Here is a 12,987-nt window from a genome sequence, read left to right on the forward strand (position 1 = left end):
ACACACCCAAACGCTCCGCCACATCCGCTACACGCAGGCCGCGCTCGGTAACTTGTCTGACCGCTTCGATTTTGAATTCTTCGGGGTAACGCTGGTTGCTCATGGCACCTCTGATGGGCCTCATTATGAGGCTTGGAGGTGTCTACGAAACTAGGGGCGATTCAATGTGCAAGATATGCAGGTAGCAGAATTCTTAGCAGAGAAACTTGGTAACGCTGTTATTGATGACTCTCTGGCTATGAATCCTTATCGTGCTGAGACTCATGCCAAAGCTAACAGGAATGAACGTAAGGCTGAAGCCGTGAGGATGTATTCGCAGGGCGTAGCTATCAAAGCGATAGCCCAAGCTATTAGTAAGAGTGAACGAACTGTTAGAGATTGGTTAAAACCATACAGACAGCTTGAGCACGTTGCTGCATAGATACCTTGAAAAGTATGTGTATGGAAAATTTCTCTTAGAGAATTCTCTAAGGGATTTTTTCCACACCCCATAGGTTGGCGAAATTTTCCTTAGAACACTCCCCAAGGAATTTTTCGTGTAATCATAGATACTTTACCAACACCTACTAGAACCTAAATTTTTAGAATCCAGAACACGATGATCAATCTACGCCCAGCTCTTAGCTAAAAGTATTCTCAAGAATCGGCACGATTATACATCAGGATACTGGCGTAGCCAAAGCTTTGATGTTTACCGTGCAGAGTCTTGAGACACGTGAGGCTTCTTGGGTTAGCACGTCAGATTCAGAGTTCTGCTCAAGTTTTTTACTTGGGGCGTGATCATCAGCCCCTTCTCTTTCTGTGCTGAGACTTCGACTCCTCAAAAACAACTTGCAGGTCACAATGCCGTAGGCGCTATCCTGCAATACTCTTTCATATATCGCAAATCATTACCTACACGCTCAACCGTGAAGAGACGTCACTTCAACGCCCTCATCTGGAACTACCCAAAACTCTTCGATATTCCCATGCAAAGAGTTCTGCATGAGCTTCTGCAATATCCTCCCCGCTTCGTCCTTGACAGGGTAAGGCCCAACCCTAAGGAATCTGTCGGTTTCAGAATGGACCGGTATCCCCGTCAGAATCAATCCTTCCTTAACCTTTGCATACTCAGCTTTAGTGCTAAACGGCAATGCTACAACCCAATGCCGAATAAGACCGTCCTTGTTAGGAATCCTATTTAGCGGATCAACATAAATAGGCTCTTCAGCTTTAACCGGCTCAACATCAGAACCACAATGCTTACACTTAATAGCTTGATTTTTAATCAGCTCTGCACAGAAGGGACACTGACGCTCCCCCACGCTGACAGCATTGCTCTCTGACTTTCCTCCAAAGATCGCCATGAGGATGCCAGCTATGAAGAACAGTCCACCCAAAATGGTGTAGTTCTGACGATCAGCCATCAGGCCAATATTATTGACCCTTCCCCCTCCCCCCGTCGCAACGGACACATCCATACTCAGGGCGGAGATGATCATAATAATCCCCACCACGATTGCAATTATCCCAAACTTGCGCATCACAGCTCCTTGTATGTTTTCTCAAAAAAATCTGGCTAATGCGTCATCGGATCGTAGCCCTGGGTAAGTAGATTGAACAGATTCTGCTTCCTGTTCAAATACCGATTGCACCAGCTATAGCCGCCACAATCGAATTTCCCTTTGATCGCATACTTCTGATCGCCAACCTTCTCTTTGTACACCTGCCCGTTCATGTAGCCAATCTTGGTAGTAGGGTAGGTTTGAAGGAAGCTATCCGTAGCAGTCATCAGCTTCATACCTGTGGTAGTAGAAATCGCTTCAATAGCCCGCCCCCACATCTTTGAACACTGCTCCTCTCCGACACAAACCGGAGTCGGCTGAACCTCAGACGCGGGTATGTCCGGCTCCTTAGGAGGTGCAGCACATCCCCCGAGCATCACGACCATCCCTAATGCCACCATCCTCAATCGCTTTTCCATCGTACCCTCCAAGGTGTGCGCTCCAAGCGTCCAGTCCAGGTGCTGCCCGATAGAGCGTCCTGGTGCAGCAGATGATGCCATTGCAGCTACAACATTACCAATATACTGTGAAGACCAAGTGGCAGCCAAAGCGGACAGTTCCTCCTCAGTAGAATGAGGGACTGGGTTTGGACGTTGCAGTAGCATTCGGAAAGGTGCTTCGACAGAAGCGAAAGGAAGCAGGTCTAACGCAGGAGGAGCTAGCTCTCATTGCTGACGTGCAAAGGAACTACGTAAGCTTGATTGAGCGTGGCGTCAACCAGCCGACCATCACAGTGATCTTCAAGCTCGCCAAAGCGCTGGGGTGCTCTCCAAGCGCAATCGTTGCCAGCGTCGAAAGGGCTATTTCGTCAGCAACCGAATAACTTGGCTAACTCATCCTCGCCGCACCTGGCTGTAGATGACACAGAGATCAAAGTCATCGCTTTACCAATGGAGATTCATCGTGGGCGCAGACGAGCTCGATATCGATAGCGACTGGAAGAAAGCCAGGGCATTCCTTTTAGCATACTCAACCGTTGTCCTGCTAGCGTGGTATTTTTCTGCCGACCTTAACTCCATTAGCATGATGGGGGTTTCTATAAAAATTAAGGATAACGCCCATAACGTCTGGGTGATAATCGCAATAATCAACATTTACCTGCTGCTTCGTTACATTCAAAAACTCCCAAAACAAAGTATCATTCCAAACGAAACCATGAGACGAGTAACTGAGAATGTCTTAATGGAAAGAGCAATAATTTTCCACAAAAGAAAATTGATAAAGGAAATAATGGAGAGCGAAGCTCAAACCGAATACGACCCCAAACTAGCAATTCAGAAAGTAATAAGAATACAGCCCTGCTGCCAGATGCTGTACCGAGAAAAGCATGAATTAATGAAGGACGCCAACTTTCCGCCATCAATTAACCAGCTCCGTCATCAATACAAGCACACCATATCACTTTCGATTCCATTCACTTATCAAGCAAAGGATCAGGGAGTAGTTACTAGCTCAGGCTATCAGACTGATCTGACCCCAAATGCTATTCTTGTAGCTTACTGCGAGATTTACGGCTTCATCAAAGGAGCATTATTTACCCCATGGCTTAGCGAATACATTCTCCCGATAATTTTCGCAATCGCAAGCTCAACTGCAGCCATATATTCGTGGCTCATCGTTAATGGAGTTATCTCTGGGACTCACTAAATTAACTATCGCCCCTTCAGCACGAGCGGGCTTTATCAGGCGTGTACATTCCCTCACAGCCCCCATTCATGCGTCCTCTGCACTCCGGGGGATAAGCACACTTCGCTCCACACTGATTGAGCCACCTTTACGGTGGGTAATTACGGGAAAACCAAGTAATAAGATAAATTCTCATCAAAAAAGAAGGATCGACAGTCAGAAGTCTTTAACATGTCAAACTTTTTATTTGCATGTCATTACAACTCTTGAACGATCGTTGTAACCGATGTAAAGTCATCCCATCGACAACAGATCGGAGTCACGAACATGGACGTAGTTGCTTACTACCGGGTATCTACCAAAGGTCAGGGTGAATCCGGCCTCGGTATCAAAGCCCAAGAGGAATACGTCCGTATCGCTGCAGAACAACAAGGTTGGACAGTAGTTGCTAAGTACACTGATTCGGGTGTATCCGGTTCTGTGCACCCTCTTGAGCGTCCTGAAGCATCCAAGGCGTTTGCACACGGTCTGCCTGTGGTAGTCGCTAAGCTAGATCGCATCAGCCGCGACGTTGAACACATTGCGGGCCTGATGAAGCGTGCTCAGTTCAAAGTCGCCACGATGCCCACTGCCGATACCTTCCAGCTTCACATATACGCCGTGTTGGCTGAGCAGGAACGTACTTTCATCAGCGAGCGCACCAAAGCGGCATTGAAGACGTTGGAGGCTAGTGCTGCTGCTGGTGATATCGACGCTATGCACAGTGTTGCCAACCGAGAGGATAAGCTTCGGAAGGGCCGCACCATGCTCAACCGCCAGAAGGGTCGTGACACACAACGGACTCAAGCTGATGAGCGCGCAGCCGAACTTAAGGACAAGCTAGAACTGTGCATTTTCAAAGGTGCACGTACTCTGCAAGCCCTCGCGAATTGCCTGAATGAGAGCGGTGTACCAACTGCAAGGGGCGGCAACTGGGCTCCGACCTCTGTACAGCGTGTTATGGACCGTCTGAGTCTTACCTTCCCTCAGTAACTCTACGCTAAGTGCCCTAGAATGCTCTCTGTGCAGTGCTAAGAGGAGAGCAGGACCTGACCCTGCCCGTGTCGATATTTGATTATTTCGGCACCCTAGCCCCCTTCCTAAGCCCTCGGGCACTAAGCGCCGATCCACACACGGGTCGATATTTCTCCGTGTATAAATAACGTTTCCGCTGTTAATGGTGCTGGATTTCCCAGGGAGATTATGGCCAGCGTTTCTTCCGTAGGACAGAACTTCTGTCGTCCCATATCCACTCCAGAAACTCCCCCATGAGTGGAACTTTCGATGCCGCCTTGCCGCTATAGTGATAATCAAAACTTATCTTGCCGAGAAGCTTCTTGAGGGGATAAAGTATATTCACTATTCGTAGAACGGCGTATCGTATAGCTTGCTCATGTAGTGCAGGCTGAGAGATTGTTTCTAGTAGGGATAATTGTTGCTGCTTTAGATCAAGCATATTTACGTGTGTTATATCCTTTATCTTATCTGAGACAAACTTCGCTCTAGCCATAATTTTAGATACTGTCGCCGGTCGTACGTCGCTTTTCAGAATGTCATAAAGGATGTTCTCCAACTGCTCTAGCGGATCGGTATTCTGTGATGGCGAATGCAGTTCATCAAGATTGTGATAGCGGGCCGTCTGTGCAAATTCGTTCAGCAGATTTATGATACTGTTATCTATTTTATCAAGGGAGCTGCTCTCATTGATTTTTATACCAAGAGGTTCTCCGATAGCTGCACAGGCGTCGTAAAGCAGAATCAAGCCATGTCGGTACTTGTCTTTTAATATTTTTCTTGTTGGGACGCTTCCTCCATTTTTCTGCATATGGTCAATTATCACAATTGCCTTCATCAATCTTTCCAGCCCGATAGAAAGGTTAAAAAGGGCTATATAGAATTCTCCTCTGTTATGGACATGAGCTTTTCGGAGCGCTGTTAACCCGGTTGAGAGGCAAGAGCGCATCAAGTATGCCTCCTGCATCAGTAGAACGAATGATTTTTCCATTCTATTCGCCCACTCTAAACATTGTTAAACTAGATTTTCGTCTTATCTTCCGTAAAACAATGGATCAGTAAAATCGTACCAAGGAGCACAGTTCTTCCATCTGACCGCTTGATAAGTCAACCCTCGTCCCTGGTTGAGTCGTTTCACTTCAGCAATGCACTCCGCAGATGCATCATTACCAAAGATCACCCCTACTAACGAATCTTTATAATCCAAGAACAACTCTTCGTCGGTCTTAGAGAAAAGCACGCAGCGCCACTCATTCTCCGCCCGCCAGTCAGTCATCTTCTCAAAGAAAAGTCGCTGATAGTGCGCATGAATGTGAGCTTCCGGATAGGAGGACCTCCCTAGTACCTCAAGAGCATCAAGATTAATCAGATACTGTTGATCCTGGTGAAAATTATCTGCAATTAGACGATCACGATACTCGACATCACCACCAATAATTAAGCAGCTTTCCTCATATTGAGTTATCACGTTGCTTAGCAGTTTTTCTCTATCAAATATTAGACATACGCCAGCGTGGTTTGCACCGTACTGTGCCCACATTCGAGGCTTGCAAAAACCTCTCTTACAGATATCAAGAAGATGGTTCCCCTCAAGCCCATCCTCATCACGAGAGAAGCATAAAACACGAGTTTTAGACTTTAGCTCTCCAGATAGCCACTTTGACAAGTCATCCCATTCTCGGACCGGCAGCTCAATACTTTTGCTGCTCCAAAGATTGAATTTCCACTCCTTTACCTCTTTAGGGTCATTAGTACAATTGTACTTTCCAAGCCTTAACTTCCCCGTCGGCAGGATATGTCTTATGGCAGTGTCGGCACTGCGGTAGTGGTATATGTATTTCTCGGAATCCTTGAGCCCAATAATCATATTTACTCCTCAAGCAGTGAAAGGTTTAACAATCTCAAGCCATCCGAGCATCTTATATACATTCCAGCTAGCAACCCCATACAAGATATAAGCAACCACTACAAGGGCGTTACTGGCGATGTTAGCGCCATGACCTATTCGCTCTTTCGCTTTATGCTCATCATAGAACGAGGAATGAAAGAAGTACTGCGCGACGTAGCTCATTCCGCTTGCAATTGCAGAACATAGAACTCCGATAGCCAGCAGAAACACGCTCAGAGAAAGCGCTTCTAACCCCTCAGGTTTTAATGATCGCCAAGCCGAACTGGCAAATGCTAATAACGCCGCAGCGGAGCCTCCACCAACCAAAATGCTTGTCTTTAGTGCGGCTTGCCCATTACCAATTACAGAGTCGAATAACCTCTGTGCAGATTGGTTGTTGAAATCATTTTCTTGCTTCTGGAAGTCTATGTTTATCTGATCAATGGACATGCTGTTCTCTATAGCAGCACTTAGGTCCTTTAGATATGCATCCAAACCGTCAACATTGACCTGATGCGTTCCTTGCCTCTTGAGAAGCGCGAGCTGATTGCGCACTTCCTCTATCGTCTGCTTGGCATTCAAGATTGGTGCGTCCCTGATCGAAGTGATAGCCCGATGCTAGCATCAATCACCAACCAGATTGCAGCCAGCCATTACTAGACAATGTGCCTGCATTCCAAACAGAAAGGCGACAGTTTCGTCGCCTCCCCTGTCTAAACACGCCTCTCCGCTAGCTCGTATGACATATATTGGAGCAGAAGTAGCACCCGTTTGCCCGATAGAATCCCAGGCGCTGCGCCTCAGCGACAGCACCAGAGCAACTCGTAAATACCCCGAGGTAGTGTCGGTTCAATGGGAGGAAGCGGCAGTCATCACGATGAACTTCATGATCACCATTGGGCTGAGCTTGGCGATTGACGTAGTAGTTTGTGTACATGGCATCAGCCCTCAGCGCTGCTTGTCAGACTGCGAGAGAACCGAGGCAGCGAGCGCCTTAGTCTCATCGCTGTACTTTTCCGACTGGAGCACCTTGGAAGCTTTCGTCTCCATCACCTTCCCCGTTTCCTTGGAGGGCGACGATTGCGAAAGGGCAGATGCAGCCAAGCTCTTCGCGATAGCCGAAGCATTAGGGTCGCGGAGAGTGTCAGAGGCGAGCTTAGATACGTCGCCAGAAGTGGTCTTGCGGTTGGTCATGACAATGAACCTCTTATCAGGCAGTCAAATGCTCGCCCAAATAGAGGAAACCGCTTAGCAGATTGCCCATTGACGACAGCGAGCAATACTAGGCTGAATACCCACCCCTATCAGGACCAGCGTCATTCCTGTCGCTTGGTTCAGGTGGTACGGGTGGTGTCGCCAAGTTTTGGTCGACGGAAGCGGCACTACCCGTAGTCTTACCTTCACTCAGTACGCAGGATGCAGCAGAAGCAACCACTACATCTTGGGTCGCAAATCGCTACAGACCACATGATACGGTGCCAAAATGCGTTTGCAAGGCGACCTAACGGGGGAGTCTTGTGGATAAAATGTGCGTGAAAAGTGGACAATATGTGATCAGCCCCACAGCTGAGATGAAAAATCCTTGCACATCCAAGATTTAAGAAGCCCAACGCCTCCATCTAATCGAATCGCCAATTAACTGCCGACGATTTGTAACTAGATATTTCATCACGAAAACGACCCAGATCGGTGCCAACTGGCGAGCCAGCTCATCGACAGCTTCTGGCGCTCAAAAGCTGGCTTTGCGGGGATTTCGAAGGCTATCTAGGAAGGGCAAAGGAAATGCTGTAGCGTGCAATCGCGGTGCACCACACAGGTGTACCAAGGCGCTGTCACACTCAGAGATTTTCAGGAGAGAAAGTCCTTTAGAATTAAGGACTTACGAAATGGAGGCGGCCCCGCCAGCCACACCCCGGCACACAATGTCCCCGCTATGGCTGCTTCCTTCCGGACCTGACCAGGTTAACGGGTAATCGTTGCGGGGGGACCGACAGGGCCACCATCGCGAGAACTCGCCAGATCGGCGAGCCGCGCCATTGTAGCGGCTTGAGCGCAACTTACAAGTACTTCAAGCACTTAGCGCTGCCCTTCAGGAAATTCCTGACCGTCATCACTAATCCGGGCGATTATTTCGAGAATCGCTTCACGCGCTATAAAGAAATTTCCTCTTGCGCCGACGCCCTGAATAGAGACCCCGCCAATCAAGGACGGGCCATTCAGAGCGAGAAAGCCATGATGTCCGTTGCCCTGCGTTCCACCACCCTTGCCGCCCTGCTCTGCTCCACCCCGCTGATGGCCTATGACGGCATCATCTACTTCAGTGGTGCAGTGGTCGAGCCGACCTGTCAGGTCGGGCTGAGCGACGTTACTGACCGCAGCGCACACGTGCAGCTGAGCGAATGCGGCCAGGTGTTGACGATGATGCTGAACGAACCCCGCGGCGCGCAACCCAGCGTGAGCTATCGGCTGACCGATATGCACGGCAAGGCGCTGGGCAGGGGCATCACCGCCACCGGCGATGCCGACAGTGTGATCCGCGAGGTCACCCAGGGCGGCGTCGCTGCGGGCCAGCGCAATGTGGTGCTGGTGGCCGAATACCTGTAAGGGCGTTATTGCCCCTGGAGCAAGCCCTCGGGCCGAGGCTGGGTGGAAACTTCCAGGTTCGGCCCGATGAACAGGTCCATCTTGCTGTAGCCCGGACGGGTGCTGAAGGTCGAATAGCGCTCTGCGCCCTGGTGGAACTGGAAGGCGACGCGATACTCGCCCGAACGCAGCAGGCGCAGCGGGAAGGCGCGCGCCTCACCCGGCTTGATCTCGCCCGCGAGGGTTTCCTCGCCGTTTTCCTTGAAGCTGTAACTCACCGCAGGGCCGCCCACGCCGTCGTAATGCAGGACGATCTGCGGGCGCTCGGTCCAGGCCACGTAGGCCCCGAACAGCAGCACCAATGCCGCCACGCCGAGCAGGCGCTGCTTTCTTGCCTTGTCCATCGTGCTCTCCGCTCACGGATGGCCCGCCCCGCACCGAATCCTCGCTGGGCGAAACGGGCCCGCCGATCAGTTCAGGCTGTCAACCAGCGCCTTGGCCGGCACCAGGCGCACCGCCTTCTTCGCGGCGATCTCGATGGTCTTGCCGGTCTGCGGGTTGCGGCCGGTGCGGGCGGCGCGCTCGCTGACCTTGAGCTTGCCGATGCCCGGCAGGGTCAGCTCACCGTCGTTCTCCAGGGCGTCCTGGGCGATCTGCGCCAGTTGCTCGAACACGCCGCGCACAGCGGCCTGGGTCAGGTCGAGGGATTCGGCGATATCGCGAACCAGTTGGTCCTTGGTCATGGGCATGGATTGACTCCTTGATGCGTTGATCGTGATTCGTTGATCGAAAGAAAGGCGTGTCAGGCGCCGATGCCGTGGTCGGCCAGCAGCGTGATCAGCTGCTCTTCGTCCATCACGGCGACGCCAAGTTCCTGGGCCTTGGCCAATTTCGAACCCGCGCCAGGCCCTGCGACCACGCAGTGGGTCTTGGCCGAGACGGAGCCGGCGACCTTGGCGCCCAGGCTTTCGAGCTTCTCCTTGGCCACATCGCGGCTCATGGCTTCGAGCGTACCGGTGAGCACCCAGGTCTGTCCGGCCAGCGGCAGGCCTTCGACCACCTTGCGCTCGCTGCGCCAGTGCATGCCGAACTCGGCCAGCTGCGCCTCGACCGCCCTGGCGCGCTCGACGCGGGCGGCATCCGCGAAATACTCGCGCACCGACTGCTTGGCCTTTTCGTTCACCCCTTTCAGGGTGCTGAGGTCGAGCCAGTCCTGGCTGAGGGTAACCAGGGCATCAAGGCTGCCGGTCCGGTCAGCCAGCTTCTCGGCGCCGGTGGCGGCGATGAAGGGGATGTTCAGCTTGTCGATGAAGCCGGCCAGCGTGGCGACGGCGGCGAACTCGGCAGACACCTCGCCTTCGTCCTGCAGCTCGACGCCACGCTCGAGCAATTGCGCGATGACCTCGCGGTTGTGCTCATCGTCGAAGAAATTGTGGATCTCATAGGCCACTTCGCCGCCGACATCCGGCAGGTAGGTGAGCACTTCCGGCAGCGCCTTCTGGATGCGCGCCAGGGAGCCGAGCGAGCGCGCCAGCAGCTTGGCGGTCTCCTCGCCGACGTCGGGGATGCCCAGGGCGAAGACGAAGCGCGCCAGCGTCGGCTTGCGACTGTCGGCGATCGCGGCGAGCAGGTTGCGCGTGGAGACTTCGGCGAAGCCCTCCAGCTCGATGACCTGCTCGAACGTCAGGGTGTAGAGGTCCGCCGGCGACTTCACCAGCCCCTTGTCCACCAGCTGCTCGACGATCTTGTCGCCGAGGCCGTCGATATCCATCGCGCGGCGTGACACGAAGTGGATGATCGCCTGCTTGAGCTGAGCCTGGCAGAACAGTCGGCCGACGCAGCGGTAGATCGCCCCCTCGCTGACCGACTCCTTGCCCTTGCTGCGCTTGACCAGCTGGGTGCGCTCGACCTGCGAGCCGCACACCGGGCACTGGGTGGGAATCTCCACCGGGCGGGCGTCCGCCGGGCGGCGCTCGGTGACCACCTGCATGACCTGCGGAATCACATCGCCAGCGCGGCGGATGATCACGGTGTCGCCGATCATCAGGCCCAGGCGGGCGACCTCGTCCATATTGTGCAGGGTGGCATTGGAGACGGTCACGCCGGCCACCTGCACCGGCTTCAGGCGCGCCACCGGCGTCACGGCGCCGGTACGGCCGACCTGGAATTCCACGTCGAGCAGCTCGGTCAGCTCTTCCCGCGCCGGGAACTTGTGGGCGATCGCCCAGCGCGGCTCGCGGGCGCGGAAGCCCAGCTCACGCTGGAAGTCGATGCGGTTGACCTTGAACACCACGCCGTCGATCTCATAGGCGAGGCTGTCGCGGCGGGCGCCGATGTCCTCGTAGTAGGCGCGGCAGCCCTCGACCCCCTTGGCCAGCTTCAGCTCGCGGCTGATCGGGATGCCCCAGCCCTTGAGCGCTTCGAGGATGCCGACCTGGGTGCCGGGCAGCGTGCCGCCCTCGACGCGGCCGAAACCGTAGCAGCAGAACTCCAGCGGGCGGCTGGCGGTGATCTTCGAATCCAGCTGTCGCAGGCTGCCGGCCGCGGCGTTGCGCGGGTTGGCGAACGTCTTGCCACCGGCTTCCATCTGCCGCTGGTTGAGCGCCTCGAAACCGGCCTTGGACATGAACACTTCGCCGCGCACCTCCAGCACCGCCGGCCAGCCCTCGCCCTTCAGGCGCAGCGGCACGTTGCGGATGGTGCGCACGTTGACGCTGATGTCTTCGCCGGTGGTGCCATCGCCGCGGGTGGCGCCGCGGGTCAGCACACCGTTCTCGTACAGCAGGCTCACCGCCAGGCCGTCGAGCTTGGGTTCGCAGCTGTACTCCACCTCGGCGCCGCCGCCGAACAGGTCCGAGGCCGGCAGCAGGTCCGCCAGGCCTTCGCGCACGCGGCGGTCGAAGTCGTTGAGGTCCTGCTCCTCGAAGGCGTTGCCCAGGCTGAGCATCGGCACTTCGTGGCGCACCTCGCCGAAGGCCGAGGCAGCCGCACCGCCGACGCGCTGGGTCGGCGACTCGGGGGTGACCAGTTCCGGATGCTCGGTCTCCAGCGCCTTCAGCTCGCGGAACAGGCGGTCGTACTCGGCGTCCGGCACGCTCGGCTCGTCGAGCACGTAGTAGCGGTAGTTATGGTCGTCGAGTTCGCTGCGCAGCTGGGCGATGCGTTCGGCTGCGGTTTGGGCGTCGGTCATGCGGGAATCTCGGGCGGCAAGGGGTTGCGGCTAGAAATGCGAAGCCCCAAGGGTTGCTTGGGGCTTTTTGTGCAGCGTGCGGAAAGCTTAGCGCTTCTGGGTCAGGGCGCGTCGCTCGAAGTCGATGATGCGCTGGCGGTAGTGCTCGATGGTCTGGGCGGTCATCACGCTGCGCTGCTCGTCCTTCAGCTCGCCATTGAGCTCCTGGGCCAGCTTGCGCGCGGCGGCGATCATCACGTCGAACGCCTGCTTGGGATGGCGCGGGCCCGGCAGGCCGAGGAAGAAGCTCACGGCGCGGGTGCTGAACTGGTCGATGTTGTCCAGATCGAAGGTGCCCGGCTTGACCGCGTTGGCCATGGAGAACAGCACTTCGCCGTTGCCGGCCATGCTCTCGTGGCGGTGGAAGATGTCCATCTCGCCGTAGCGCAGGCCGCTTTCGAGGATGTTCTGCAGCAGAGCCGGGCCCTTGAAGCCGGTTTCGTCGCGGCTGATGACGTTGATGATCAGCACTTCCTCGACCGGTGCCTGAGGCGCGGACGAGGTCGCAGCGGCCGCCGCGGGAGCGGCACGCTCCTTGTCCTTCTTGCGGTCCTTCCTGGGCTTTTCCTTTTCCTGCGCGGACTCGTCCAGCGGGTTGGGGAAATCCTCTTCGTCCAGCGGGCCGAGCAGGTTCGGGGCCGGGTCGTCCAGGTTCAGGTCGCCCTGGCGCGGTTCGCCACGGCGCTTGCCGCGCGATTCCTTGGCGCTGACCTTGGGCAGGTCTTCCTCGTCCAGTGCCGGTTCGCGGTGCTCGACCACCCGGGAAGGCCCGAGCAGTTCCGGATTGCTGTCATCCCCGTCATCGGGCTGGTTGGCAAACTGGCGATCCAGCTTGAACCGCAACTTGCCCTTGCCGCCCCGCATACGACGCCAGCCGTCGAACAGAATGCCGGCGATGACGATAAGCCCAATGACGATCAGCCATTCGCGCAGACCGATATCCATCTAATCCCGTAGCCCCTGAACAAAAAATGATGATGATGAAAAAAAGGACATCCTATCCCTTGAAAACGTGGAGCCAACTTCATGTTCTGACTGATGTTTTCCACGCGATACAAAAGTGG

The 12,987-nt window shown here is 54.6% G+C and carries 16 protein-coding genes and 1 other RNA gene; 5 read left to right on the top strand and 12 right to left on the bottom strand.

Going from position 1 to position 12,987, the window contains the following annotated elements; genetic code table 11:
* Positions 1-103: transposase (locus tag ACNFIA_RS24380; RefSeq protein ID WP_416788720.1), on the bottom strand; the 103-nt coding region annotated here is incomplete at its 3' end.
* A 135-nt stretch (positions 104-238) separates the two neighbouring features.
* On the opposite strand from ACNFIA_RS24380, the gene ACNFIA_RS24385 reads away from it, so the two are divergent.
* Entirely contained in the window at positions 239-421 is a 183-nt protein-coding gene (locus ACNFIA_RS24385; protein ID WP_416789682.1) for a helix-turn-helix domain-containing protein, read from the top strand.
* 481 nt (positions 422-902) lie between these two features.
* Here the strand turns inward: ACNFIA_RS24385 and ACNFIA_RS24390 are convergent, their stop codons facing one another.
* Positions 903-1,523: a zinc ribbon domain-containing protein gene (locus tag ACNFIA_RS24390; protein ID WP_416789408.1), complete on the bottom strand. Its 621-nt coding sequence runs from the start codon at positions 1,521-1,523 to the stop codon at positions 903-905.
* A 35-nt stretch (positions 1,524-1,558) separates the two neighbouring features.
* Positions 1,559-1,963, bottom strand: a complete 405-nt coding sequence (locus tag ACNFIA_RS24395; RefSeq protein ID WP_416789411.1) for a hypothetical protein — start codon at positions 1,961-1,963, stop codon at positions 1,559-1,561.
* A 194-nt stretch (positions 1,964-2,157) separates the two neighbouring features.
* On the opposite strand from ACNFIA_RS24395, the gene ACNFIA_RS24400 reads away from it, so the two are divergent.
* The 3 genes from ACNFIA_RS24400 to ACNFIA_RS24410 all read left to right on the top strand — a co-directional run bounded on the left by ACNFIA_RS24400 (position 2,158) and on the right by ACNFIA_RS24410 (position 4,202).
* Positions 2,158-2,367, top strand: a complete 210-nt coding sequence (locus ACNFIA_RS24400) for a helix-turn-helix domain-containing protein (protein WP_416789684.1) — start codon at positions 2,158-2,160, stop codon at positions 2,365-2,367.
* An 80-nt stretch (positions 2,368-2,447) separates the two neighbouring features.
* Complete coding sequence (locus tag ACNFIA_RS24405; RefSeq protein ID WP_416789414.1) at positions 2,448-3,191, top strand: hypothetical protein; 744 nt, start codon at positions 2,448-2,450, stop codon at positions 3,189-3,191.
* 306 nt (positions 3,192-3,497) lie between these two features.
* Positions 3,498-4,202 (top strand): recombinase family protein, encoded by a 705-nt coding sequence (locus ACNFIA_RS24410; RefSeq protein ID WP_416789417.1) that lies wholly within the window; start codon positions 3,498-3,500, stop codon positions 4,200-4,202.
* Positions 4,203-4,410: 208 nt separating this feature from the next.
* Here ACNFIA_RS24410 and ACNFIA_RS24415 read toward each other — a convergent pair whose 3' ends face one another.
* The 5 genes from ACNFIA_RS24415 to ffs form a co-directional block, all read right to left on the bottom strand.
* The gene (locus tag ACNFIA_RS24415) at positions 4,411-5,214 is read right to left on the bottom strand and encodes a hypothetical protein (RefSeq protein WP_416789420.1); all 804 of its coding nucleotides are present in this window, start codon (positions 5,212-5,214) and stop codon (positions 4,411-4,413) included.
* A gap of 42 nt (positions 5,215-5,256) precedes the next feature.
* Positions 5,257-6,090: a DUF2971 domain-containing protein gene (locus tag ACNFIA_RS24420; protein ID WP_416789423.1), complete on the bottom strand. Its 834-nt coding sequence runs from the start codon at positions 6,088-6,090 to the stop codon at positions 5,257-5,259.
* Between the two features lie 9 nt (positions 6,091-6,099).
* Positions 6,100-6,693, bottom strand: coding sequence for a hypothetical protein (locus ACNFIA_RS24425; protein WP_416789426.1), 594 nt, complete (start codon positions 6,691-6,693; stop codon positions 6,100-6,102).
* Positions 6,694-7,059: 366 nt separating this feature from the next.
* The gene (locus ACNFIA_RS24430; RefSeq protein ID WP_416789430.1) at positions 7,060-7,305 is read right to left on the bottom strand and encodes a hypothetical protein; all 246 of its coding nucleotides are present in this window, start codon (positions 7,303-7,305) and stop codon (positions 7,060-7,062) included.
* A gap of 702 nt (positions 7,306-8,007) precedes the next feature.
* An RNA gene (ffs, locus tag ACNFIA_RS24435) (signal recognition particle sRNA small type) lies at positions 8,008-8,104 on the bottom strand.
* Positions 8,105-8,343: 239 nt separating this feature from the next.
* On the opposite strand from ffs, the gene ACNFIA_RS24440 reads away from it, so the two are divergent.
* Positions 8,344-8,715, top strand: a complete 372-nt coding sequence (locus ACNFIA_RS24440) for a hypothetical protein (RefSeq protein ID WP_416789433.1) — start codon at positions 8,344-8,346, stop codon at positions 8,713-8,715.
* 5 nt (positions 8,716-8,720) lie between these two features.
* Here ACNFIA_RS24440 and ACNFIA_RS24445 read toward each other — a convergent pair whose 3' ends face one another.
* The 4 genes from ACNFIA_RS24445 to zipA form a co-directional block, all read right to left on the bottom strand.
* On the bottom strand, positions 8,721-9,098 hold the full coding sequence (locus ACNFIA_RS24445; RefSeq protein ID WP_416789436.1) for a hypothetical protein: 378 nt from the start codon (positions 9,096-9,098) through the stop codon (positions 8,721-8,723).
* A gap of 66 nt (positions 9,099-9,164) precedes the next feature.
* Entirely contained in the window at positions 9,165-9,443 is a 279-nt protein-coding gene (locus ACNFIA_RS24450) for an HU family DNA-binding protein (protein ID WP_024763913.1), read from the bottom strand.
* A gap of 53 nt (positions 9,444-9,496) precedes the next feature.
* The gene (ligA, locus tag ACNFIA_RS24455; protein ID WP_416789439.1) at positions 9,497-11,884 is read right to left on the bottom strand and encodes an NAD-dependent DNA ligase LigA; all 2,388 of its coding nucleotides are present in this window, start codon (positions 11,882-11,884) and stop codon (positions 9,497-9,499) included.
* 87 nt (positions 11,885-11,971) lie between these two features.
* Positions 11,972-12,868, bottom strand: a complete 897-nt coding sequence (gene zipA, locus ACNFIA_RS24460; protein ID WP_259755901.1) for a cell division protein ZipA — start codon at positions 12,866-12,868, stop codon at positions 11,972-11,974.
* Positions 12,869-12,987 lie beyond the last annotated feature (119 nt).

Source organism: Pseudomonas sp. NY15437 (genome assembly GCF_048068435.1).
GTDB classification, from domain to species: Bacteria; Pseudomonadota; Gammaproteobacteria; order Pseudomonadales; family Pseudomonadaceae; genus Pseudomonas; species Pseudomonas nitroreducens_B.